This is a genomic window from Rhodoferax sp. GW821-FHT09E07 (genome assembly GCF_059416145.1).
Genome location: NZ_JBWKOP010000004.1, coordinates 201,603 through 225,372, shown reverse-complemented (window position 1 = coordinate 225,372; position 23,770 = coordinate 201,603). Strand labels below are relative to the sequence as shown.

Sequence of the window (23,770 nt, the reverse complement as noted above, 5' to 3'; positions counted from 1 at the left end):
CTTATCAATGAAGCCTGTCTTTAAAGTGAAAACAAGCGTTGCGGCAGTGTTGCTGCTGTGCGCCGCCATGGGTAGCAGCGCCCTGACGCTGGGCCGCGCGCGTGGGGCCGCCATTTTTGGTCAGCCCCTGGAACTCACGGTTCCGGTGCAGCTCGCGGCGGATGAAGACAGTGCCGGCCTGTGTTTTGAAGCCGATGTGTACTACGGCGAAAACCGGCAAGAATCCGGCCGGGTGACCGTGGCCAATGATATGCCCGCCAACGGGCAGCCCATGGTGCTGCGCATTGCCTCGCGCCTGCCCGTGGATGAGCCCGTGGTTACTTTGTATGTGCGGTCGGTCTGTGGCGTGAAGGCCTCCCGAAAGTACGTGCTGCTGGCCGACCTGGTATCGGAGCCGGCTGCTTCCGCGGCCGCAGCCAATCCCGTGCGGCCCAGTGTGCCCGCCGCCTTGCCGCCCGTGGCCGCTGTTGCACCGGATGGCAAATCGGCCGACGCGGGCCTGTCCGCCAAGCCTGGCAAAGCATCTTCGACACCGCGCGCTGCCACCGGATCTGGCAAGGTCACCAAGTCAACTTCAGCGCCAGCAGTGGCAGCTGTCCCTAAATCATCCGGCAGTTCGCGTGCGCGCCTCAAACTGGCCCCACTGGATTTGTCGCAAGACTGGGACCCCAACCTCAAGACATCGCCTGATCTCATCAGTTCGCCCACCGAAGACGCCGACAAACGCATGGCCGCAGTCGCCTTGTGGCGTTCCTTGAACCTGACACCCGAAGAGGTGCTGCGCGATGCTGCGCGGTTGCAGGGGCTGGAACAAAACGTGCAAAAACTCAGTGACCTGACGGCACAAAACCAACGCCAGATGCAGACGCTGTTGGCGCGGCTGGAGAAGGCTGACGCACAAAAGTACGCCAATCCCTTGGTGTACAGCCTTGTGGTGGCTTTGTTCGTTTTGGCCGGTCTGCTGGTATGGGGCTGGCGCCGTTGGCGCGATGCCGATGCAGGCGCTCCGTGGTGGCGCGGTGAAGCCACAGCGCAGGAGCCTGTGCCCGCCCACGAGTCTGTGGCAGTCAGTGTAGACACCGGACCCTTGCCCGCGACCCAGCAAGAGCCGCCGAAGCGGCCAGAACTGCGCACCCAGCCACGGGCACCCACGGTCCAGGCGCTGGCCTCGGTCGATATTGATTTGCACCTGGACGATATGTTGCCATCTGCCGCGGCACCGATCAGCCGCTCGGGCTCCGTGTCGCGGACACCGGCTTACGACAGAACACCTTCCCGCATGGCGGGTCTGCGCGATTTCCATTCCAGCATGTCAGGCAGCTTGCGTTCGATCAATACCCAGGAAGTACTCGACGTGCGCCAGCAGGCTGAGTTTTTCATGACGCTGGGGCAGTATGACGACGCTATTGCATTGTTGGAAAACAGCATCCACGACAGTGTCGAATCCAACCCCCTGGTCTACCTGGATCTGCTGAAGGCGCTGCACACGCTGAGCCGCAAAGAGGCTTTTGACCGTTATCGCGACGAGTTCAACGCTGTGTTTACAGGCCAGGTGCCTGTGTATGCCCAGTTCAGCCAACCAGGGCGTGGCTTGGATGCCTACCCGGAGTTGTGTGGCCATATTGCTTCGTTGTGGCCCAGCAAGGCGGCCATGGAGTTCATTGAGAAATGCATGGTGCGTGAGGCCAATACGGCTGCGGTGGTCAATTTTGACCTTGAAGCATTTCGCGAATTGCTGCTGCTGCACGCAGTGCTCACACGTTTGTCGGAAACGTCGGAGAGCGCCATGACGCCCTTCAGCGCTGTCAAGGCCGCCGCATCAGAAGCATCGGAAACCGATGCGGCCCCTGTTGCGGCGGTACCCATGGAGGTGGATTTCGAGATATCCGGTATTGAGGCACCCAGCCATAACCTGATTGAGTTCGATAAGCCGGACATATCGGTGACGCCCCCAGCTCCCGACACGCGCCCCTGAGGCGCCAAGCCGGCGTCAGCCGTATCTGGCTTTAGCGGCGCACTTGCAGCGCGCCGGGGTTGATGATGTTGGACGGCGTGCCCTTGATGAAGTTAACCACGTTGTCAAACGCCGCACCAAAGTACATCTCGTAGCTGTCTTGTTCCACATAACCGATGTGCGGGGTGCAAATGCAGTTTTCCAGGCGCAGCAGGGCGTGACCCTGCAAAATCGGTTCGGTTTCAAACACGTCAATTGCCGCCATGCCAGGGCGTCCCCGGTTCAGGCCGCCAATGAGCGCGTCAGTCTCAATGAGTTCGGCCCGCGAGGTGTTGACCAGCAGCGAGGTGCTCTTCATGCAGGCCAGGTCGGCTGTGGTCACCAAGCCGCGTGTACTGTCACTCAGGCGCAGATGCAGCGTGAGTACATCGCTCTCCGAGAAAAAAGCCTGGCGATCGGACGCCGCGGCATAACCATCCTGTGTCGCCTTCTCGCGCGACGCCTCGCTGCCCCAGACCAGGACTTGCATGCCAAAAGCTTTGCCGTACCCGGCAATGAGTTGCCCTATGCGGCCGTAGCCCCAGATGCCCAGCGTCTTGCCCTGCAGCACATTGCCCAAGCCAAAGTTGGCAGGCATGGAACCAGCTTTGAGTCCGGACTGTTGCCAGGCACCATGCTTGAGGTTGCCAATGTACTGGGGCAGCCGGCGCATGGCGGCCATGATGAGGGCCCAGGTGAGTTCGGCGGGCGCGACGGGAGAACCTATGCCTTCGGCCACTGCAATGCCGCGTTCGGTACAGGCCTGCACATCAATGTGGGAGCCCGCACGTCCGGTCTGGGCGATCAGCTTGAGTTTGGGGAGTTTTTCGATCAGTGAGCGCGTGATATGGGTGCGTTCCCGGATCAGCACGATGACATCCGCGTCCTTGAGCCGGATCGAGAGCTGGCCCATGCCTTTGACGGTGTTGGTGTAGACCTTGGCGGGGTACGCCTCCAATTTGGCCGAGCAATTAAGTTTGCGTACGGCATCCTGATAGTCGTCCAAGATCACAATATTCATGCGCCCCATTGTGCCTCGTCGGCAGGGGCGTTTTGGCCCGCCACCCCGCAGGAAACCGCTGCGCGGTGTTCAGGCGGCTTCGCAGGCGGCCAGACGGTCCAGCTCGGCGCACACATCGGCCATCCGGCCCGAGATCACCATGCGGCCCACATCAGAACGGGGCTGTCCGCTTTCCATCACGCGGACCACGCGCAAGGGCTTGGGGTGGTGCACATTTAGGCCTCTAGCCCCCGTGGAGCCTGCGCAAGGCACTGCAAAATTAGGAGCAACACGGCGCTCGACCGGTCGCGGCACTGTGTAGCTGGGCAACTGGTGTGGGGCTGAAGGCAGCAACCAGGCCAAGAGGTGGCGCAAGGTGGCCAGAAAGTCGGGTTTCATCACGAGGGCGGTGTTCATGGTGGGTGCTTTCTGTCTGCGTTACATCAACATGGTGTTACGAATCAGGCCAACGGCCAGGCCTTCGATCTCGAACGGCTCGCCGGGTTCGACCACGATGGTCTGGTAGTCCGGGTTTTCGGGGTGCAGTTCGATCAGGTGCTTGTTGCGGCGAAAGCGTTTGACGGTGACTTCCTCACCCAGGCGGGCCACGACAATCTGGCCGTTCTTGGCGTCCTTGGTGGCTTGCACAGCCAGCAGGTCACCGTCCATGATGCCGGCGTCGCGCATGGACATGCCGCGCACTTTGAGCAGGTAGTCGGGCTGGCGCTGAAAAAGGCTGTTTTCCACGTAATAGGTCTGGTCCACATGCTCCTGGGCCAGGATGGGTGAGCCAGCGGCCACACGGCCAATCAGGGGAAGCGCCAGCTGGGCCAAGCCGGGCAGGGGCAGGGCGAACTGCTTCATGCGCGACTCTTGCATGGAGCGCAGCACGTCACCTTTCAGGCGGATGCCGCGGGAGGTACCGCTGACCAGTTCGATCACGCCTTTGCGGGCCAGGGCCTGCAAATGCTCTTCTGCGGCGTTGGCAGACTTGAAGCCCAGCTCGGTGGCGATTTCCGCCCGGGTAGGGGGGGCACCGGTGCGCGCAATGGCGCCTTGGATCAGATCCAGAATTTGCTGTTGGCGGGCGGTGAGTTTGGGACTTTCAAGCATACTGACTCCTTCATGTTGGGTCGGCGCTGGCTGTGTGTCTGTACACACTGTTTTCTCATCCAGTAACTGTATTTTTAACCAGTTTTTTGATTAATGCAAGTGGGGTGGTGATGTATGGGTAAAAAAGTAGTGGTTTTGGGCACTGGCGGCACGATCGCGGGCCGCGCGGAACGGGGCTCGGACAATGTGGGCTACAAGGCTGGTCAGGTGGGCGTGCAGTCATTGCTGCAGGACATTGCGCCGCTGCAGGATGCTTTGCAGGGACGGGTGCTGGTAGCCGAGCAGGTGGCGCAGGTGGACAGCAAGGACATGGGCTTTGCGGTGTGGACGGTACTGGCGCAGCGCTGTGCCCAGTATCTGCAGGACTCGGAAGTGGAGGCGGTGCTGGTTACCCATGGCACCGACACGCTGGAAGAGACTGCTTTTTTTCTTGAGCAAGTGCTGCCCCCCGCCTTGTTGCAGGCCAAACCGCTGGTGATGACCTGTGCCATGCGTCCCGCGTCCGCCCTGACGCCTGATGGACCGCAGAACGTGCTGGATGCGGTGGCCGTGGCGCTGGAGAACGTGGCGCGAGGTGTGCTGGTGGTGTGCGCGGGGTCAGTGCACGGCGCGCGCCAGGTGCAGAAGAGCCATACCTACCGCGTGGATGCCTTTGACTCCGGCGACGCCGGGCCCTTGGCTGTGGTGGAAGAGGGGCGGGTGCGCTGGTTCGGGGTGCCAAGCCCTGCCTCTGCGCTGCACGTGGTGGATCTGCAGGCCTTGGCCCAAGCCGTCTGGCCGCGGGTGGAGATCATCATGAATTACGCCGGCGCCTCTGGCGCCATGGTGCGCAGCTTGGCCCAGCCTGACGGTGCCTTGCCGCCCCTGCGTGGTCTGGTGGTAGCAGGTACCGGCAATGGCACGCTGCATGTGGACCTGGAGGCTGCCTTGCTGGAAGCGCAAGCCCAGGGCGTGCAGGTGGTGCGCGCGAGCCGCTGTGCACGTGGCCAGGTGGTCGCGGGCGAGGCCACCGCAGCTTTGCCCCATTCGAAGGGCCTGTCTGCCGTGAAGGCGCGCATTGCATTGATGCTGGAGCTGATGGCGTAAAAAAAGCCGCTGATGCGGCTTTTTGGGGCGGTGCCAGTAGAGCGTTTACTTGGTCAGCGCCTCAAACACCCGGCTGGTGATGGCATCCACATCGCCCATGCCGCTGATGGCACGGTACTTGGGGGCGGATGCAGGATCCTTGGCAGCCCAGCTGGAGTAGTACTCCACCAAGGGGCGGGTCTGGGCGCTGTACACATCCAAGCGCTTCTTCACGGTTTCTTCCTTGTCGTCGTCGCGCTGGATCAGGGGCTCGCCGGTCACATCGTCCTTGCCTTCCACCTTGGGTGGGTTGAACTTGACGTGGTACGTGCGGCCCGAGGCGGGGTGCGAGCGGCGGCCGCTCATGCGCTCGATGATGGCGTCAAACGGAACATCGATTTCCACCACATAGTCCAGTGCCACACCGGCAGCCTTCATGGCATCGGCTTGGGGGATCGTGCGGGGGAAGCCATCGAACAGGAAGCCCTTGGCACAATCGGGCTGGGCGATGCGTTCCTTGACCAGGTTGATGATCAGGTCGTCACTGACCAGGCCGCCGGATTTCATGACGGCATCGGCCTGCAAGCCCAGCGGCGTGCCGGCCTTGACGGCGGCGCGCAACATGTCGCCGGTCGAAATCTGCGGAATTCCGTACTTTTGACAAATGAAGGTGGCTTGCGTGCCTTTGCCAGCGCCAGGCGCGCCCAACAGAATCAGTCTCATGGATAACCTCGGATAGAACAAAAACCTTTGGCGCTTGTTTGGCACCGTGCTGGTGCATTTTTTCTTGCGCGCGTGTAGCTCTGGAGAATAGCACGGGCTGCCCCGCGCTTAACTTACAGCTTGGGGGCCAGCCCGGCGAGGATGGCGCGTACGCGCGCCAGGTCTTCGGGCGTATCCACGCCGGGGCCGGGTGCATGTTCGCTCACGTGCACCGCGATGCGGTGGCCATGCCACAGTGCCCGCAGCTGCTCCAGCGCTTCCACCACCTCTATGGGGGCTTGCGGCAGGCGCGGGAACTCGCGCAGGAAACCCACGCGATACGAGTAAATGCCGATGTGGCGCAGGGGCGCAGGAGAGGGCAGGCTGGCGATGCCGTTGGCAAAGCCGTCGCGCCACCAACTGATGGGCGCACGGCTGAAGTACAGCGCCAGGTGATGGGCGTCATGCACCACTTTCACCACATTGGGGTTGGCAAAGTCGGCCACCTCGGTGATCGCGTGGGCGGCGGTGCCCATGCTGGCCTGTGGCGTGGCTTGCAGCAGGGCTGCCACGGCCTGCACCAGGTCGGGGTCCATAAGGGGTTCATCGCCCTGCACATTCACCACAATGTCTTCGTCGGACAGGCCCAAAATGTCGCAGGCCTCGGCCAGGCGGTCACTGCCCGAAGGGTGGTCTTCTCGGGTCAGGATGGCTTGTACGCCGTGGGCGGCGCAGGCCTGCAGGATAGATTCGCTGTCGGCAGCCACGACCACGCGGCTGGCTTGGGGCACGCCATCGCGGACCCGCTGGGCAACGCGTACCACCATGGGTACGCCGCCCAGGTCGGCCAAGGGCTTGTTGGGCAGACGGGTGGAGGCCAGGCGGGCCGGAATCAGAACAGTAAAGCTCATGGGCAGCGCTTACAGGCCCAGCTCGGAATCGCTGAGCACACGGGCTTCGTTCTCCAGCAAGATGGGGATGCCGTCGCGTACCGGGTAAGCCAGACGGGCGCTGCGCGAAATCAATTCCTGCTTTTCGCGGTCATAGTCCAGTGGCCCCTTGGTCACGGGGCAAACGAGCAATTCAAGAAGTCTTGTGTCCATGGGGTGATGATAGCGGCGGCACCAGCGGCCGCAGACACTGGTCCAGGTGGGTGTAAAAGTCGGCGGGCATGGTTTGCAGCAGGGGTACAGCCAGTGCGTCTGGCGCGCTTTGCCACAACTTTACGGCATCCTTTTCGGTGCAAATCAGCTGGTAGCCCCCGTCGATATTGCGCGAGAAGCTATCAAAATCATAGTGATCCGGCAGCGCCAAGGTCTTGGCGATCGGCAGGCCTGCAGCTTGCAGCATCGCGAAGAAGACTTCGGGGCGTGCGATGCCGGCCACGGCCATCAGAGGTGCCGCGCCGGGCGCTCGGAGGGTCTGGAGGGCCATCGCTTCGCTTCGGGCATTCACCGCGTGGTCGGCTAGTGCCCGCTGGGCCTGCCAGCCCGCCAGGTTGGAAGGGCCTGTTTTCAGCACCAGCAGGCGCGCATTGTCTTGCCCCACGGCGGCCAACGCCTGGCGCGGCCAGGGCTGGCGCAGCGGGCCGGCCGGCAGCAGCCAGCCATTGCCGGTGCCACGCGCGTCGAACACGCAAACCTCCACATCCCTGTACAGCGCATAGTGCTGCAAGCCGTCGTCACAGACGATGAGCTGGGTGTGCGGGTGGCGGGCCAGCAGGGCAGATGCCGCAGCATGGCGGTCACGTCCCACAAACACGGGCACGCCGGTTTTGCGGCGCAGCAGCAGGGGCTCGTCGCCCACGGACTCTGGCGCAGAGTCGGGCAACACCTCCTGGCATGCGTTGGAGCTGCGGCCATAGCCGCGCGACACCACACCCACGTCCAAGCCCTGGGCCTGCCAATGGGCGACGAGGGCCAGCACGGTCGGGGTTTTACCGGCGCCACCAGTGATCGCGTTGCCCACGACCACCACGGGCACAGGCAGGCGCCGGGAGGTTTTGAGGCCCCAGTGGTAGAAGCACCAGCGCAGCGCCACCAGGCTGCGGTACAGCAGGGAGAGCGGGAAGAGGGCGCAGGCCAACGCGCCGCGGCCGGCCCAAGCCCGCAGCAGGGCTTTTTCCAGGCCTGCGCCCATGGGGCTTATTTGCCGCCCGCCTGGGCGGAGGACTGGGTGGCGAAAGTGATCTGGTTCAGGCCCGCGCGGCGTGCTGCTTCCATGACGGTGACGACGGCTTGGTGCTTGGCACTGGCGTCGGCGCTGATGATGACCACGGTGTCCTTGCCGGCCTTGGCGTTCTCGGTGAGCGCAATCGCCAGGCTTTCCAGGCTGCGGCCGGCCAGTGGGTTGCGGTTGACGGTGTAGGCACCATCCGCGCTGACCATCACGATGAGTTCCTTGGGGTAGTCGCGCTGGGCGTCGGCGTCGGCCACGGGCAGTTTGAGCTGCAGTTCGGTGAACTTGCTGTAGGTGGTGGAGAGCATCAGGAAGATGAGCACCACCAGCAGCACGTCAATGAAAGGGATCAGGTTGATTTCCGGCTCTTCGTGGCGGCGGGGGCGAAAGTTCATGGCAGTCGGCTTGGCGTTGGCGCGCTTACTTGCGCATGGCTTTCAGGTGGCGCGCCAGGTGTTCGGCGGCCAACTCCAGCGTCAGCAGATAGGCATCGACCCGGCCGCGGAAGTAGCGCCAGAAAATCAGCGACGGAATCGCCACGATCAGACCAAACGCCGTGTTGTACAGCGCAATGGAAATGCCGTGTGCCAGTTGTGCGGGATTGCCGCCGCTTGCGCCGCCTGGGGCTTGCGAACCGAAAATCTCGATCATGCCCACCACGGTGCCAAACAGGCCCATGAGCGGGGCGGCCGAGGCGATGGTCGCCAAGGCGGCAAGGTAATGTTCCAGCCGCTGCGTGACTACGCGGCCGGCGCCTTCCATGGTGGCGCGCAGGTCGTCGTCGGAGCAATGCGGGTTGCTGTTCACGGCGCGCAGGCCGCTTGCCAACACCTCGCCCAAGGCGGAGTTCTTTTCCAGCTGGGTCACCACATCGGGCGCTGGCAGGCTTGTGCGGGTCACGCTCAGCACTTCTTCCAACAGCCGCGGGGGCGCCACCTTGGCAACTTTGAGGCTGATGAAACGTTCAATGACGATGGCCAGGGCCAGAATGGAGCATGCAATCAGCGGCCAAATGGGCCAACCAGCGGCTTGTATGATGGAAAACAAAAGGTGAACTCCGCGCAGTTGAAAAGCTGGCCGATTATGGCGTACCGCAAGACACCAACCGCCCACAATTCTTGTGGATAACTTTGTGTAAAACCACACCTGTCTGTGGCTGCGAGCCGCGCCAATGCGTGTTTTTGACACATTGATGACAAATGCAGCAGAAAAATACCCAATGAATTCAATGGCTTACAACGTAGCGCCGTGCTTCTCACAGGGGGGCGCCGTGCTTGTGGCTCCCCTCCCTGGGGTGTGGAGCAGTTATGCGCGCGCCGCCTGGGGCGTGCGCCATGCTTGACACCACATCGCATGCCCCCGCGGCACCCGGGCGGCGCGTCTGGCAGGTCGCAGCCCTGTGCCAGGCGCTGGCAGACACGCTGAATGCGCGGTTTAACCCGGTGCGTGTGAGTGGCGAAATTGCCAGCTTCACGCGGGCCACCAGCGGCCACTGCTATTTCTCGCTGAAAGACCCGAACGCGCAGTTGCGCTGCGCCATGTTCAAGCGCGCCGCCAGCCAGCTGGACTTCCAGCCCCGTGAGGGCGAGTTGGTGGAGGTGACAGGCCGGCTGGATGTGTACGGTCCGCGCGGCGATTTGCAATTGATTGTGGAGAGCATGAGCCGCCAGGGGCAGGGCAATCTGTTCGAGCAGTTCATGCGGCTGAAGGCACAGCTGGACGCGCAAGGTCTGTTTGACGCCGCCCGCAAGCGCCCCTTGCCCGCCCTGCCGCAGCGCCTGGGTGTAGTCACCTCTCTGGGTGCCGCAGCGCTGCACGATGTGGTGACCGCGCTGCGACGGCGTGCGCCGCATCTGCCGGTGCTGGTGGCGCCGGCGGCGGTGCAGGGCGCGGCAGCGCCTGCCGAGCTGGTGCGCGCGCTAGAGTCGTTGTACGCCTATGTGGACGACCGAGGGCAGGGCGTGGATGTGATTCTGCTGGTGCGTGGCGGAGGCGCCATTGAAGACCTCTGGTCCTTCAACGACGAACAACTGGCCCACGCCATTGCACGTAGCCCGGTGCCCGTGGTGGTGGGGGTGGGGCATGAAACCGACTTCACCATTGCCGACTTTGTGGCCGACCTGCGCGCACCCACACCTACAGCCGCGGCTGAACTGGTGTGCCCGCCCACGCAGGCCCTGGAAGGTCTGCTGGATCAGGCGCAGGACCGCATGCAGGCGGCGCTGGAGCGCTATGCCGACCGCCAGGCACAGCGTCTGGATGTGGTGGCCTCGCGTCTGGGGCGGCCCTCGTCCTTGGTCGCGCAGCGCCAGGCGGCCTTGGTGGCGGCTCACCAGCGCATGCGCCAAGCCATGCGCAGCGATTTGCAGTGGAAACAGTCACAGTGGATGCAACACCAGCAGCATTGGCAGCCCACAGCCCAGCGTGCGTTGCACGCCCTGCAGGAGCGCACCACGCGGGCTGATTTGCGCCTGGGCCTGCTAGACCCCACGTTGGTGCTGCGCCGTGGTTATGCCTGGTTGCAAGACGCCAAGGGGAATGCGGTAACTTCGGTTGCGCAGGCGCAGGCTGGAGATGCACTGCGCGCTTCCCTTGTCGACGGTACGGTTGATCTCAGTGTTGTCGATTCGACGCCCAATTAGTTTCTACAATTCACTTTCACCCCGCTAACCAACCAAGAGGATTTCATGGAACATACCTTGCCCGCCTTGCCCTACGCGATTGACGCACTGGCTCCCGCCTACTCCAAAGAAACATTGGAATTCCACCACGGCAAGCATCACAACGCCTATGTGGTCAACCTCAACAACCTGCAAAAGGGCACCGAGTTTGAAAGCATGTCCCTGGAAGAAATCATCAAGAAGTCCAGCGGCGGTATCTACAACAACTCGGCCCAGATCTGGAACCACACCTTCTTCTGGAACTGCATGAAGCCGGCCGGCGGCGGTGAGCCCACTGGTGCCCTGGCTGCAGCCATCAATGCCAAATGGGGCAGCTACGCTGCGTTCAAGGAAGCTTTCGTGAAGTCTGCAGTGGGCAACTTTGGCTCCGGCTGGACCTGGCTGGTGAAGAAGCCCGATGGCTCCGTGGACATCGTCAATACCGGCGCCGCCGGCACGCCGCTGACCACCGCCGACAAGGCTCTGCTGACGGTGGACGTGTGGGAACACGCCTACTACATCGACTACCGCAACCTGCGCCCCAAGTTCGTGGAAACCTTCCTGGACAAGCTGGTGAACTGGGGCTTTGCCGAAGCCAATTTCGCCTGAGGCGGTTTTGCTTTTTGCACAAAGGGCTCGAAGGGTAACCTTCGGGCCCTTTTTGTTTACCGGTCGGGAGGATGCAAAAAAAATTTCCTCCAATGGTTTTAAATTTCACAAAATGAAATTTTGTGGAAAAAAAGCGGGTTTGGGTCAGACCGCTGAAAGCACAATCACGCACTATCCGACGAGTAAGGTTTGCAAACCCAGCAGGCCAGCGGCAATTGCCCTATCAATTTTTGGAGACAAAAGATGAGTACCCAACAACCCACGATCATCTATACCCTGACCGACGAGGCCCCGCGCTTGGCCACGGCGTCCTTTTTGCCCATCGTGCGCGCCTTTGCCGCGCCCGCCGGCATCAACTTCGCGGAGGCCGACATTTCGGTGGCTGCGCGTGTTCTGGGCGAGTTTCCTGAAAACCTGACAGAAAGCCAAAAGCTGCCCAACACCTTGGCCGAGCTCGGCAAAAAGACATTGCAGGCCGACGCCAACATCATCAAGCTGCCCAACATCAGCGCCTCGGTGGGTCAGTTGCAGGCCTGTATCAAGGAACTGCAGTCCAAGGGCTACGCCATTCCGGACTACCCCGAAGCTCCCAAGACCGACGAAGAAAAGGCCATCCGCGCTCGCTACGCCCGCTGCATTGGCTCGGCTGTGAACCCCGTGCTGCGCGAAGGCAACTCCGACCGCCGTGCCCCCAAGGCGGTGAAGGAGTACGCCCGCAAGAATCCGCATAGCATGGCCGAGTGGAGCCAGGCCTCGCGTTCGCACGTGTCGCACATGCATGCCGGCGATTTCTACCATGGCGAAAAGTCCATCACGCTGGACCGTGCCCGCGACGTCAAGATGGAACTGATCACCAAGAGCGGCCAGACCATCGTGCTCAAGCCCAAGGTGTCGCTGCTGGACCGTGAGGTCATCGATAGCATGTTCATGAGCAAGAAGGCGCTGCTGGAGTTCTACGAGAAGGAAATCGAAGACGCGCGCAAGACCGGCGTGATGTTCTCTCTGCACGTGAAGGCCACCATGATGAAGGTGTCGCACCCCATCGTGTTTGGCCACTGCGTCAAGATCTTCTACAAGGAAGCATTTGAAAAACACGGCGCCTTGTTCAAAGAGCTGGGCGTGAACGTGAACAACGGCATGGCCGACCTCTACACCAAGATTGCCACGCTGCCGCAAAGCAAGCAAGACGAGATCAAGCGCGACCTGCACGCCTGCCACGAGCACCGCCCCGAGCTGGCCATGGTGGACTCTGCCAAGGGCATCACCAATTTCCACTCGCCCAATGACATCATCGTAGACGCGTCCATGCCCGCCATGATCCGCAACGGCGGCAAGATGTGGGATGCCAACGGCCGCCTGAAGGACGTGAAGGCCGTGATGCCCGAATCCACCTTTGCCCGCATTTACCAGGAGATGATCAACTTCTGCAAATGGCACGGCAACTTCGATCCCAAGACCATGGGCACCGTGCCCAACGTGGGTTTGATGGCCCAGCAGGCGGAGGAGTACGGCTCGCATGACAAGACCTTCGAGATCTCGGAAGACGGCGTCGCCAACATCACTGACCTGGCCACCGGCGAAGTGCTGCTGAGCCAGAACGTGGAAGCGGGTGATATCTGGCGCATGTGCCAGGTCAAGGATGCCGCGATCCGCGACTGGGTCAAGCTGGCCGTCAACCGTGCCCGCAACTCCGGCATGCCCGTAGTGTTCTGGCTGGATGCCTACCGTCCTCACGAAGCCCAGCTCATCACCAAGGTGAAGATGTACCTCCATGAACACGACACCACGGGTCTGGATATCCAGATCATGAGTCAGGTGCGTGCCATGCGCTACACGCTGGAGCGCGTGATCCGCGGCCAGGACACCATCAGCGCTACCGGCAACATCCTGCGTGACTACCTGACCGACCTGTTCCCCATCATGGAACTTGGTACCTCGGCCAAGATGCTGTCCATCGTGCCCTTGATGGCCGGTGGCGGCATGTACGAAACCGGTGCCGGCGGTTCTGCACCCAAGCACGTGCAGCAGTTGGTGGAGGAGAACCATCTGCGCTGGGATTCCCTGGGCGAGTTCCTGGCGCTGGCGGTGTCTCTGGAGGATCTAGGCTTGAAGACTGGCAACGCCAAGGCCAAAGTGCTGGCGAAGACGCTGGACTTGGCAACCGGCAAGCTGCTGGACAACAACAAGAATCCTTCGCCCAAGACGGGTCAGCTCGACAACCGTGGAAGCCAGTTCTACTTGGCGCTCTACTGGGCTCAGGAATTGGCAGCGCAAACCGACGATGTGGCCCTGGCCAAGCAATTCGCGCCCCTGGCCAAGCAATTGACCGACAACGAGCAAACCATCGTGGCTGAATTGGCTGCTGTGCAGGGCCAACCAGCCGACATCGGTGGCTACTACCTGCCTGACGTTGCCAAGCTGGATGCCATCATGCGCCCCAGCGCCACGCTGAACAAGGCACTCGCGTCGGTGAAAGCCTGAAGGCACAGAGCAGGCATCAAGCCTGCAATGTAAAAACATAAGGGCGATCCAGACAGCTGTCTGGATCGCCCTTATTTCATTGGGACACGCGGCTTATTTGAACGGAACGCCCGCCAGCTTGCTACCCGCTTTGATGCCACGCTTGGTAAACCAGCCCTGGTTCATCTCCAGCACATAGCGCACTGGCTTCATGGCGCAGTGGGTGTCCGTGGTCAACGGCTTCATGTCCGCCAAGTTGACGATGGTGCCGTCGTCAGCCACAAAGGCGGCCGTCAGCGGTAGCAGTGTGTTCTTCATCCAGAAGCACAGGCCGGACGGTTGCTCAAAGACAAACAGCATGCCTTCCTGCTGGGGCATTTCCTTGCGAAACATCAGGCCTGTCGTACGCTGTTCCGGCGCCTGGGCAACCTGGGCATCAATCTGGTAGATGCCAGCTGTGATCTGAACACGCGGCAAATTGAGTTGGGGGCTGTCCTGCGCCAGGATCGGGCCTGCTAGCGTGAGAGCGATGGGAAATAGAAGAGCTGCAAAGGGTTTCATGCGGTGTTCGTTTGTGGTTGGGGGGACCAGACAGCCCGTGGATTGTCTGCCATCCGTGTAAAGGGCTGTTTAATTTACAACTAAAATTCTTCGGACCAGTTTCAAACATGAGACTGCAGCCCCTACATCGCACCGAATACGGAGTCCTGTTTTCATGTACCAGCACATCAAGGTGCCTGCAGAAGGCCAAAAAATCACTCTCAATGCCGATATGACATTGAATGTGCCGGACCAGCCCATCATCCCCTATATCGAAGGTGACGGCACGGGCCTGGATATCACGCCCGTGATGCTCAAGGTGGTGGATGCCGCAGTGGCCAAGGCCTACGGTGGCACGCGAAAAATCCAGTGGATGGAGGTGTATGCGGGCGAAAAATCCACCAGAATTTACGGCCCCGATGTGTGGTTGCCCAAAGAAACACTGGACGTGGTGCGTGAGTACGTGGTGTCGATCAAGGGGCCTCTCACCACACCCGTGGGCGGGGGCATTCGCTCGCTGAACGTGGCGCTACGCCAGGAACTCGACTTGTATGTTTGCCTGCGCCCCATCCAGTATTTCAAGGGAGTTCCCAGCCCGCTGAAGGAGCCCGAAAAGACCAATATGGTCATCTTCCGTGAAAACTCTGAGGATATTTACGCGGGCATTGAATTTGAGGCGGAGTCTGACAAGGCCCAAAAGCTGATCAAGTTCTTGCAAGACGAGTTCGGCGTCAAGAAAATCCGCTTTCCCAATACCTCAGGTATCGGCATCAAGCCAGTGTCTCGTGAGGGAACCGAGCGCTTGGTGCGCAAAGCCATCCAGTACGCCATCGACAACGACAAGCCCAATGTGACCATTGTCCATAAGGGCAACATCATGAAGTTTACCGAGGGGGGCTTCCGCGACTGGGCCTATGCGTTGGCGCAAAAGGAATTTGGTGCCGAGTTGATCGATGGCGGCCCCTGGTGCAGGTTCAAAAACCCGAAGTCGGGCAAGGACATCATCGTCAAGGACAGCATTGCGGATGCATTTTTGCAGCAAATCCTGCTGCGTCCCGTGGAGTACAGCGTGGTGGCCACGCTGAACCTCAATGGTGATTACATCTCCGACGCGTTGGCGGCCCAAGTGGGTGGAATTGGTATTGCCCCTGGCGCTAACCTGTCTGATACGGTGGCCATGTTCGAAGCCACGCACGGTACGGCCCCCAAATATGCCGGCAAGGACTATGTGAACCCAGGTTCCGAAATTCTGTCGGCCGAAATGATGTTGCGCCACATGGGCTGGAAGGAAGCGGCAGACCTGATCATTCGTTCGATCGAGAAGTCCATCGCCAGCAAAAAAGTGACCTATGACTTTGCCAGATTGATGGACGGCGCGAATCAGGTGAGCTGCTCAGGTTTCGGACAGGTCATGATCGACAATATGTAAACAGGCACCGGGCTGTCCCCGCGCAGACCCGCCTGAACCCGTGAACCGCTGCGGCGCTTTTGGCCTTGTGGCGGTTTTTTCTTTTGACGCTTGAAATTGCTGCAACTGCCTCCAAGTCCTCTTCATCGAGCAGGGCGGTCTGGTGCTCTATAGAATCTTTTGCATGGCTACCAACAACCCTTCCAAACCGGTTATTTCAACCCCACCACCCGCGGACGGCGCAGGCTCTGTGGTTTTGGAGCGGTTAACGCAGCGCGTGCAGCCGCCCTCGATGTACCAGGTGGTCATGCTCAACGACGACTACACCCCTATGGAGTTCGTAGTCGTGGTGCTTCAAGAGTTTTTCAGCAAAGACCTGGAGGCAGCCACCCAAATCATGCTGAAGATCCATCTGGATGGGCGCGGTGTTTGCGGGGTCTATTCCAAGGACGTTGCAGCGACCAAGGTGGATCAGGTGCTGGAAGCTGCGCACAAGGCGGGGCATCCGCTGCAATGCGTGTGCGAGCCAGTCGATTTTTAGGGTAATAGGCTTTTAAGACCAAACGTCAGCCCAAAACGGATTACAGTTATTCAACACAGCAAGGCGAAAAAGGAATTCACATGATTGCCCAAGAATTGGAAGTCAGCCTGCACATGGCGTTTGTGGAAGCGCGGCAGCAGCGACATGAGTTCATCACCGTAGAGCACTTGCTGCTGGCACTGCTGGACAACCCCAGTGCCGCTGAAGTGCTGCGTGCCTGCGCGGCCAATATTGACGACCTGCGCAAATCGCTCAGCAACTTTATCAAGGACAACACGCCACAGGTGGCGGGCACCGATGAGGTGGACACGCAACCTACGCTGGGCTTTCAACGTGTGATCCAGCGGGCGATCATGCATGTCCAGTCCACGGGCAGTGGCAAAAAAGAAGTCACCGGCGCCAACGTGCTGGTCGCGATTTTTGGCGAAAAGGATTCGCACGCGGTCTATTACTTGCACCAGCAGGGTGTAACGCGCCTGGATGTCGTGAACTTTATTGCCCATGGCATCAAGAAGAGCGACCCACCCGAAGCCACCAAGTCCAGCGAGAACCCTGCGGAAGCGGAAGAAGGTAGTTCTGAAAAGAGCGAGAAGGCTTCTCCGCTGGAGCAGTACACCCAAAACCTGAACCAGATGGCCAAGGATGGGAAGATTGATCCGCTGATAGGTCGCGAATACGAAGTGGAACGGGTCATTCAGATCCTGTGCCGCCGCCGCAAGAACAACCCACTACTGGTGGGTGAGGCCGGCGTAGGAAAGACGGCTATCGCGGAGGGCCTGGCTTGGCGCATCTCGCAAAACGACGTGCCAGAAATTCTGGCTGAATCGGTGGTGTATTCCCTGGACATGGGCGCGCTGCTGGCTGGTACCAAATACCGCGGTGACTTTGAGCAGCGCCTGAAGGGCGTACTCAAGGCGCTCAAGGACAAGCCCAATGCGGTGTTGTTCATCGACGAAATCCACACGCTGATCGGTGCGGGCGCTGCCTCGGGCGGTACGTTGGATGCATCCAACCTGCTCAAGCCCAGCCTGAGTTCGGGTCAGCTGAAGTGCATTGGCGCGACCACGTTCACCGAGTACCGTGGCATTTTCGAAAAAGATGCTGCGCTCTCTCGCCGCTTCCAGAAGGTGGATGTGGTGGAGCCCACCATCGACCAGACCGTGGAAATTCTCAAGGGTCTGAAGTCGCGCTTTGAAGAGCACCACAACGTGAAGTACGCCGTGGCGGCCTTGCAGGCAGCTGCGGAATTGAGCGCCAAGTACATCAACGACCGCCACCTGCCCGACAAGGCGATTGATGTGATCGATGAGGCTGGTGCGGCCCAACGCATTCTGGCGCCGAGCAAGCGCAAGAAGACCATCACCAAAACGGAGGTGGAAGACATCGTGGCAAAGATTGCGCGGATTCCCCCGGCCAATGTGTCGAATGACGACCGCGGCAAGCTGAAAACGCTGGAGCGAGACCTCAAGAGCGTAGTGTTTGGCCAAGACAAGGCGCTGGATGTATTGGCATCCGCGGTCAAGATGGCGCGTTCTGGCCTGGGCAAGGGCGACAAGCCCATCGGTTCGTTCCTGTTCAGCGGCCCCACGGGCGTGGGCAAGACCGAGGCTGCCAAGCAGCTGGCCTACATCATGGGCATTGAGCTGATCCGCTTTGACATGAGCGAGTACATGGAGCGCCATGCGGTGAGCCGCCTGATTGGTGCGCCTCCCGGTTATGTGGGTTTCGACCAAGGTGGTCTGCTCACCGAAGCGGTGACCAAGAAGCCGCACGCGGTGCTGCTGCTGGACGAAATTGAAAAGGCCCATCCGGACATTTTCAATGTGCTGCTGCAGGTTATGGACCATGGCTCGTTGACGGACAACAACGGCCGCAAGGCAGACTTCCGCAACATCATCATCATCATGACGACGAACGCGGGTGCCGAGACCATGAACAAGGCGACCATCGGTTTCACCAACCCGCGTGAGGCGGGCGATGAAATGATGGACATCAAACGCCTGTTCACACCCGAGTTCCGCAACCGCCTCGACGCCATTGTGGGCTTCAAGGCACTGGACGAAGTGGTGATCCTGCGTGTGGTGGACAAGTTCTTGCTGCAGTTGGAAACCCAGTTGGCCGAGAAGAAGGTCGACGTCACCTTTACCGACAAGCTGCGCAAACACTTGGCGAAGAAGGGCTTTGATCCTCTCATGGGTGCACGCCCCATGCAGCGTCTGATCCAGGACACGATTCGCCGGGCTCTGGCGGACGAACTACTGTTTGGTCGTCTGGTGGATGGTGGTCGCCTGACGGTGGATCTGGACGACCAGGAAGACGGCAAGGCCGAAGTGGTTTTGGATATCCAGCCATTGCCCAAGAAAGAGGGCAAGTCCAAGCCCGAGGAAGCGACTGCGGGCTGAGTCCGCCGTGCCTCCGGTCTCAGTTCTGCATGAACTGGGACCGGATGGTTTCCACCCGATTGCGGTTGACGCCCCAATCGCCGTGTCCAATGCGGCTGGCAGAGCGAACGTGTATCACCTTCGCGGTGTCGTCCAGCCAAAACTCCACGTCATCAGTAAATCCAAGCCAGCGTGTGCTGCTTTGCGCATACAGATATTGCGTTGACTCCGTGACGACGACGGTACCCGTCGTGTTTCTCAAAATGCTGGCAAGCTTGCGCATGGCCACCGCGCCATCGCCTGCATACGCCAAGGGCGCGATATTGGCGTAAGCCAGTTGCGGGTGGCCGGGGTACAAGCTGGACTGGCTGCTGACGCTGTTGGGCGTTGGCGACGGTGGTTTGAGTCGGCCTGCTTTTACCCCGAGATCATTTGGCGCCGTACCTGCCAAAAAGCCCAATTGCCCCGCAGCGAACAGCGAGGCTGCCAGGACAGATGCGGTCATCGCAAGCAGACGCAGAGTTTTCATGGCTTCATCCTAGTATTGGAAGCCCGTGCAGTCCATCGGTTTCTCATCTCCCACCCGGTGCGCATGGACCGGAAAGATAATGCTGGCTGACCACGCGGTACTGTTGTCTGCAGGTGACCAGAATTTCCAGCTTTCTTCGTCTGAGCCCATGTGGTTCAAGCGAAATTCATTTTTAACGACACAGGGGTATTCATAGTGAAGTGGGACAGTGTTCAGGGTTGGTTGGCCGTTGCAGGCATGGGGTTGTTATTGGCGGGATGTGCTTCTGCGCCTGTGGTGGAAAAGAGTCCGGTACCCGTAGTCAGTGTGCCGCCGATTGAGGGTGCTCCGCCGGTGGTGGCGAAGTTGCCGCCGCGGATTGGCCTGGCTCTGGGCGGTGGTGCGGCCCGTGGATTTGCCCATGTGGGGGTGATTCAGGTGCTGGAAGAAAACGGCATACGCCCGGTTCTGGTAACTGGTACATCCGCCGGCAGTCTCGTCGCGGCCATCTATGCCAGCGGCAAGACGGGTGCGCAGCTGCAACGTGTGGCGGAAACCATGGAGGAGGCCGCTATTACCGACTGGACCTTGCCCATCTTCAGCCGTGGCATGTTGCGCGGCGAAGCGCTAGCCCGTTATGTGAATAGCCAGGTGGGTTCGCGCCTGATTGAGGATCTGCCTATGCCACTGGGTATCGTGGCCACCGACCTGAATACCGGCAAAGACATGGTGTTTCAGCGCGGTGATACCGGTACGGCCGTGCGTGCCTCCAGTGCCGTACCCGCCGTATTCCAGCCAGTCCGAATTTCGGGGCATGACTACGTGGATGGCGGGCTGGTGTCGCCCGTGCCAGTGCGGGCGGCGCGCAAGATGGGGGCCGAACTGGTGATTGCCGTGGATATCTCCAGCATGCCTGAGGGCAGTCTTACGGGTGGGACACTGGAAATCCTGCTCCAGACCTTTTCCATCATGGGCAAAAGCATCAACAACTTTGAACTGCGTGATGCCGACATCGTCGTGCGCCCAGCACTCATGGGCGTCAGCAGCGCTGATTTTGGTGCCCGAAAACGCTCCATCGAGGCGGGGCGCCAGGCCATGCTGCGGCTCATGCCGGATTTGAAAGCGGCAATTGCAGCGCGTATGCGCTGATAAGCAATTTGCGATGGGCCAAAAAAAAGGCCCCGTCTTGCAACGAGGCCTTGAAGGGATCCCTGAACCTGAAGGTTTCGAAAGGACCCGAGGAGACAACCGGTGGAAACAAACTTTGTTTCCGTTGACTGAATTATCTCAGGGTTTTCCCTTGGTAGCTAGGGAAAAGACTCAAATTTTTGAAAAAACTTTGAGCCCTTGCCTGAATTAACGCTTTTTGGCAGCAGCCTTGGTGGCGTTGGTCGCGGTAGCGGCCACGGCATTGAAGTTGGCTTCGGCCACATCGGTAGCTTGCTTCACAGCCTTTTGAACGGATTCGAGAGCGTTGTTGGCGGCAGCCACCGAGCTCTTCAGAATTGCCACGGCGGCTTCGGAACCGGCAGGCGCGTTCTTGGCAGCGCTGTCAACCAGGCCAGCAAATTTCTTTTGTGCGTCAGCAGCTTGGCTTTCCACGGTCTTGGTCAGCTCGGCGCTGGCGCCGGAGGCGATGTCGTACAGGTGGCGGCTGTAAGCAGCAGTCTTTTCAGCCAGAGGCTGCAGCAGGCCGGATTGCAGAGCCAGCAGTTCTTGGGCGTCTTTCACGCTCAGGATAGACTGGGTGTGGCCAGCGACTTCGGACAGGGCGGCCTTGGAAGCAGTCAGGTTCAGTTCAACGATTTTTTCCACGCCTTCGAAGGCCTTGTTGGTCAGACCAAACAGGGTTTCGATGTTGGCTTTGTGGGAAGCGATTACTTGTTCAACGGTCAGCATGTTCATTCTCCAGTAGTTAAGGTAAAAATCACTATCTGCTCCGTAACCTGGCCCTGAGGCTCGCTTATGTTGCAGTGCAGCATGGAGTGAATTGTAGCGATGCTGCACTGCAATGCAAGCATTATTTGTTGCAGTGCAGCAAATTAGATGCAAAGGCCTAGACGCGCAGCAATTCATGCGGGTGTCACACGGGTATGCGAGGTCCGCGAGCTGGGGTCTTGGCGCTGGCAAAATGGTTGCATGGACCACGCCAATCTCGCCAAACCCCAACCCGAGCCGCGCAGCGCCTACAGGGCCTTTCGCACTATTGCCACCCGCTGGTCTGACAACGACGTGTATGGCCACGTGAACAACGTCGTGTACTACAGCTGGTTCGACACCACGGTGAATGCCTATCTGATCGAGCAGGGTGTGCTGAACATCCATGGGGGCAGCACCATAGGCCTGGTGGTAGAGACGCAGTGCAACTACTTTGCCTCGCTGGCGTTTCCGCAAACGGTACACGCTGGCATTCGCGTGGCCAAGCTGGGAACGTCGAGCGTGCGCTACGAGGTGGGTATCTTTGGCGATGGGGAGCTGACCGCCGCCAAGGGCCACTTCATCCACGTGTATGTAGACCAGGTGACCCGCAAGCCCGTGGCACTGCCAACCGAACTCAAAAAAGTACTGGAGACCCTTATATGAACGCTGCTGTGGTGGACCATGCCATTACCTCGCGCATGTCGGTGCGGGCTTTTACCGCCCAGCCAGTGGCGCGGGCCGACATTGAGGCCATTCTGCAGGTAGCCAGCCGTGCGCCCAGTGGCACCAATTGCCAGCCCTGGAAGGTGTATGTGTTGCAGGGGGCCAGCCGCGATGGGCTAGTGGAGCAGGTGTGCGCCGCGCATGATTCCATCCGAGCCAACCCTGCCTTGGCTGCGGACTACCAGGAAGCCTATGACTACTACCCCGCGCAGTGGGTGAGTCCCTATATTGACCGCCGCCGGGAGAATGGCTGGGGCCTGTATGGCTTGCTGGGCATAGGCAAGGCGGACAAGGACAAGATGCACGCCCAGCACCAGCGCAACTTCCGCTTCTTTGACGCGCCGGTGGGCCTGATGTTCACCGTGGACAAGGCCATGGGGCGTGGCTCGCTGGTGGACTACGGGGCGTTTTTGCAGAACATCATGGTGGCGGCGCGCGGGCGCGGGCTGCATACCTGTCCGCAGGCGGCCTGGAATGGTTTTGCCAAGATCATCCTGCCGCACATCGGCGCGGGCGAGGGGGAAATGCTGGTGTGTGGCATGTCGCTGGGCTATGCGGACCCGGATTCGCCCGTGAACGACTTCCACACCCCGCGGGTACCCGTGGCGGATTTCACCCACTGGCTGGACTAAACGGCCCATATTTATAAGAAAATGGGCGCTGTCCCCCGCAGATGCTGCGCGACAAGCTCCTAAAAACATAGCAAATCACCGCCCCTTGCCAGGGGACGCTGTCACACCATGATCATCACCAGCCTTCTGGACACGGACCTCTACAAGTTCACCATGATGCAGGTGGTGCTGCACCAATTCCCCGGTGCACAGGTGGAGTACCGCTTCAAATGCCGCAACCCTGGCGTCAACCTGGCGGTGCACGCGGCGGAGATTCGCGAGGAAATTCGCTCGTTGTGCGGTCTGCATTTCCAGGACAGCGAGCTGGCATACCTGCGTTCACTGCGCTTTATCAAAAGCGACTTTGTGGACTTTCTGGGCCTGTTCAAGCTCAACGAGAAGTACATCACCGTCACTCCGCTGCCTACCGGCGAGTTGGAGATCGTGATCGAAGGCCCCTGGCTGCACACCATCCTGTTTGAGATTCCGGTGCTGGCCATCGTCAACGAGGTGTATTTCCGCAACACCCAGCAGGTGCCGGATTTTGTGGAAGGGCGCAAGCGACTGGACACCAAGATTGCCGAGCTGCGGGCCGACGGCCTGACCGAGCTAAAGATTGCCGACTACGGCACACGCCGCCGCTTCTCGCGCGCCTGGCATGACGAGGTGCTGCGCGTGCTGACCGCCAAGCTGGGCACCCTGCAAAGCCCGGGCCAAGCCAAGGGCCAGCCGGGGCAACTGGCGGGCACCAGCAATGTGCTCTTTGCCATGAAGCTGGGGCTGATTCCATTGGGCACCATGGCGCACGAGTACCTGCAGGCCTCGCAGGCGCTGGGCCCCCGGTTGCGCGACAGCCAGATTTTTTCGTTCGAATCGTGGGCACGCGAATACCGTGGTGACCTGGGCATTGCGCTCAGCGATGTGTATGGCATGGACGCCTTCCTGCGCGACTTTGACATGTACTTCTGCAAGCTGTTTGACGGCGCCCGCCACGACAGCGGCGACCCCTTCACCTGGGGTGAGCGCATGCTGGAGCACTACAGCCGCAACCGCGTGGACCCGCGCACCAAGACGCTGATCTTCAGCGACGGCCTGACCGTGCCGCGCACCATTGCGCTGTACCAACAATTCCGCGGACGTTGCCAGCTCGCGTTTGGCATTGGCACCAACCTGACCAATGACCTGGGTTACGAGCCCTTGCAAATTGTCATCAAGATGGTGCGCTGCAACGGCCAGCCCGTGGCCAAGCTGTCGGATACTCCCTCCAAGAATATGTGTGATGATGAAAAGTACCTGGCCTATCTACGCCAGGTGTTCCAGATCGCCACGCCTGCCTGAGCGGCCACTGCCACAGGCCT

Annotated in this window: 24 protein-coding genes; 12 read left to right on the top strand and 12 right to left on the bottom strand. The window is 60.4% G+C overall.

The genetic code is table 11. From position 1 onward, the window contains the following. Positions 1–25 precede the first annotated feature (25 nt). Positions 26–1,975 carry a hypothetical protein gene (locus tag AC07OE_RS09410; RefSeq protein WP_495070304.1) on the top strand — a complete coding sequence of 650 codons (1,950 nt, stop codon included), beginning with the start codon at positions 26–28 and terminating at the stop codon, positions 1,973–1,975. Positions 1,976–2,006: 31 nt separating this feature from the next. On the opposite strand, the gene AC07OE_RS09405 is transcribed toward AC07OE_RS09410, so the two are convergent. The 3 genes from AC07OE_RS09405 to lexA form a co-directional block, all read right to left on the bottom strand. Next, entirely contained in the window at positions 2,007–3,014 is a 1,008-nt protein-coding gene (locus tag AC07OE_RS09405) for a D-2-hydroxyacid dehydrogenase family protein (RefSeq protein ID WP_495070303.1), read from the bottom strand. A 69-nt stretch (positions 3,015–3,083) separates the two neighbouring features. Continuing rightward, on the bottom strand, positions 3,084–3,410 hold the full coding sequence (locus AC07OE_RS09400; RefSeq protein ID WP_495070302.1) for a hypothetical protein: 327 nt from the start codon (positions 3,408–3,410) through the stop codon (positions 3,084–3,086). A gap of 21 nt (positions 3,411–3,431) precedes the next feature. Continuing rightward, on the bottom strand, positions 3,432–4,106 hold the full coding sequence (lexA, locus tag AC07OE_RS09395) for a transcriptional repressor LexA (RefSeq protein ID WP_105260609.1): 675 nt from the start codon (positions 4,104–4,106) through the stop codon (positions 3,432–3,434). 114 nt (positions 4,107–4,220) lie between these two features. Between lexA and AC07OE_RS09390 the strand changes: the two genes are divergently transcribed. Further along, a complete protein-coding gene (locus AC07OE_RS09390) occupies positions 4,221–5,192 on the top strand; it encodes an asparaginase (RefSeq protein ID WP_495070301.1) in 972 nt (323 codons plus the stop codon). Between the two features lie 45 nt (positions 5,193–5,237). Here the strand turns inward: AC07OE_RS09390 and adk are convergent, their stop codons facing one another. The 6 genes from adk to AC07OE_RS09360 form a co-directional block, all read right to left on the bottom strand. Further along, positions 5,238–5,894 (bottom strand): adenylate kinase, encoded by a 657-nt coding sequence (gene adk, locus AC07OE_RS09385; RefSeq protein WP_495070300.1) that lies wholly within the window; start codon positions 5,892–5,894, stop codon positions 5,238–5,240. A 113-nt stretch (positions 5,895–6,007) separates the two neighbouring features. Then, the gene (gene kdsB, locus AC07OE_RS09380) at positions 6,008–6,784 is read right to left on the bottom strand and encodes a 3-deoxy-manno-octulosonate cytidylyltransferase (RefSeq protein ID WP_495070299.1); all 777 of its coding nucleotides are present in this window, start codon (positions 6,782–6,784) and stop codon (positions 6,008–6,010) included. Between the two features lie 9 nt (positions 6,785–6,793). After that, positions 6,794–6,976 (bottom strand): Trm112 family protein, encoded by a 183-nt coding sequence (locus tag AC07OE_RS09375; protein ID WP_495070298.1) that lies wholly within the window; start codon positions 6,974–6,976, stop codon positions 6,794–6,796. Then, positions 6,957–8,012, bottom strand: a complete 1,056-nt coding sequence (gene lpxK / locus AC07OE_RS09370) for a tetraacyldisaccharide 4'-kinase (protein WP_495070297.1) — start codon at positions 8,010–8,012, stop codon at positions 6,957–6,959. Before lpxK ends, AC07OE_RS09375 begins: the two co-directional genes overlap by 20 nt. 5 nt (positions 8,013–8,017) lie before the next feature. Next, positions 8,018–8,446 (bottom strand): ExbD/TolR family protein, encoded by a 429-nt coding sequence (locus tag AC07OE_RS09365; RefSeq protein WP_495070296.1) that lies wholly within the window; start codon positions 8,444–8,446, stop codon positions 8,018–8,020. A gap of 25 nt (positions 8,447–8,471) precedes the next feature. Next, positions 8,472–9,098 carry a MotA/TolQ/ExbB proton channel family protein gene (locus AC07OE_RS09360; protein ID WP_495070295.1) on the bottom strand — a complete coding sequence of 209 codons (627 nt, stop codon included), beginning with the start codon at positions 9,096–9,098 and terminating at the stop codon, positions 8,472–8,474. 287 nt (positions 9,099–9,385) lie between these two features. Between AC07OE_RS09360 and xseA the strand changes: the two genes are divergently transcribed. The 3 genes from xseA (at position 9,386) to AC07OE_RS09345 (ending at position 13,801) form a co-directional block, all read left to right on the top strand. Then, a complete protein-coding gene (gene xseA / locus AC07OE_RS09355) occupies positions 9,386–10,693 on the top strand; it encodes an exodeoxyribonuclease VII large subunit (protein ID WP_495070294.1) in 1,308 nt (435 codons plus the stop codon). 45 nt (positions 10,694–10,738) lie between these two features. Then, positions 10,739–11,320: a superoxide dismutase gene (locus AC07OE_RS09350; protein WP_495070293.1), complete on the top strand. Its 582-nt coding sequence runs from the start codon at positions 10,739–10,741 to the stop codon at positions 11,318–11,320. 243 nt (positions 11,321–11,563) lie between these two features. Next, entirely contained in the window at positions 11,564–13,801 is a 2,238-nt protein-coding gene (locus AC07OE_RS09345; protein ID WP_495070292.1) for an NADP-dependent isocitrate dehydrogenase, read from the top strand. Positions 13,802–13,894: 93 nt separating this feature from the next. On the opposite strand, the gene AC07OE_RS09340 is transcribed toward AC07OE_RS09345, so the two are convergent. Beyond that, the gene (locus AC07OE_RS09340; RefSeq protein ID WP_495070291.1) at positions 13,895–14,341 is read right to left on the bottom strand and encodes a DUF192 domain-containing protein; all 447 of its coding nucleotides are present in this window, start codon (positions 14,339–14,341) and stop codon (positions 13,895–13,897) included. A 154-nt stretch (positions 14,342–14,495) separates the two neighbouring features. On the opposite strand from AC07OE_RS09340, the gene icd reads away from it, so the two are divergent. From icd to clpA, 3 genes are all read left to right on the top strand, one after another. Continuing rightward, the gene (gene icd, locus AC07OE_RS09335) at positions 14,496–15,749 is read left to right on the top strand and encodes an NADP-dependent isocitrate dehydrogenase (protein WP_495070290.1); all 1,254 of its coding nucleotides are present in this window, start codon (positions 14,496–14,498) and stop codon (positions 15,747–15,749) included. A 163-nt stretch (positions 15,750–15,912) separates the two neighbouring features. Then, on the top strand, positions 15,913–16,269 hold the full coding sequence (gene clpS, locus AC07OE_RS09330) for an ATP-dependent Clp protease adapter ClpS (protein ID WP_495070289.1): 357 nt from the start codon (positions 15,913–15,915) through the stop codon (positions 16,267–16,269). An 80-nt stretch (positions 16,270–16,349) separates the two neighbouring features. Further along, positions 16,350–18,671 (top strand): ATP-dependent Clp protease ATP-binding subunit ClpA, encoded by a 2,322-nt coding sequence (gene clpA, locus AC07OE_RS09325; RefSeq protein WP_495070288.1) that lies wholly within the window; start codon positions 16,350–16,352, stop codon positions 18,669–18,671. A gap of 19 nt (positions 18,672–18,690) precedes the next feature. Here the strand turns inward: clpA and AC07OE_RS09320 are convergent, their stop codons facing one another. Then, entirely contained in the window at positions 18,691–19,179 is a 489-nt protein-coding gene (locus AC07OE_RS09320) for a DUF1499 domain-containing protein (protein ID WP_495070287.1), read from the bottom strand. A 237-nt stretch (positions 19,180–19,416) separates the two neighbouring features. On the opposite strand from AC07OE_RS09320, the gene AC07OE_RS09315 reads away from it, so the two are divergent. Next, on the top strand, positions 19,417–20,307 hold the full coding sequence (locus AC07OE_RS09315; protein ID WP_495070485.1) for a patatin-like phospholipase family protein: 891 nt from the start codon (positions 19,417–19,419) through the stop codon (positions 20,305–20,307). 207 nt (positions 20,308–20,514) lie between these two features. On the opposite strand, the gene AC07OE_RS09310 is transcribed toward AC07OE_RS09315, so the two are convergent. Further along, on the bottom strand, positions 20,515–21,057 hold the full coding sequence (locus tag AC07OE_RS09310) for a phasin family protein (RefSeq protein WP_495070286.1): 543 nt from the start codon (positions 21,055–21,057) through the stop codon (positions 20,515–20,517). Between the two features lie 240 nt (positions 21,058–21,297). Between AC07OE_RS09310 and AC07OE_RS09305 the strand changes: the two genes are divergently transcribed. From AC07OE_RS09305 to pncB, 3 genes are all read left to right on the top strand, one after another. After that, positions 21,298–21,741 (top strand): acyl-CoA thioesterase, encoded by a 444-nt coding sequence (locus tag AC07OE_RS09305; protein WP_495070285.1) that lies wholly within the window; start codon positions 21,298–21,300, stop codon positions 21,739–21,741. After that, a complete protein-coding gene (locus AC07OE_RS09300) occupies positions 21,738–22,433 on the top strand; it encodes a nitroreductase (protein WP_495070284.1) in 696 nt (231 codons plus the stop codon). Before AC07OE_RS09305 ends, AC07OE_RS09300 begins: the two co-directional genes overlap by 4 nt. Positions 22,434–22,541: 108 nt before the next feature. After that, positions 22,542–23,750: a nicotinate phosphoribosyltransferase gene (pncB, locus tag AC07OE_RS09295; protein WP_495070283.1), complete on the top strand. Its 1,209-nt coding sequence runs from the start codon at positions 22,542–22,544 to the stop codon at positions 23,748–23,750. Positions 23,751–23,770: the final 20 nt, after the last annotated feature.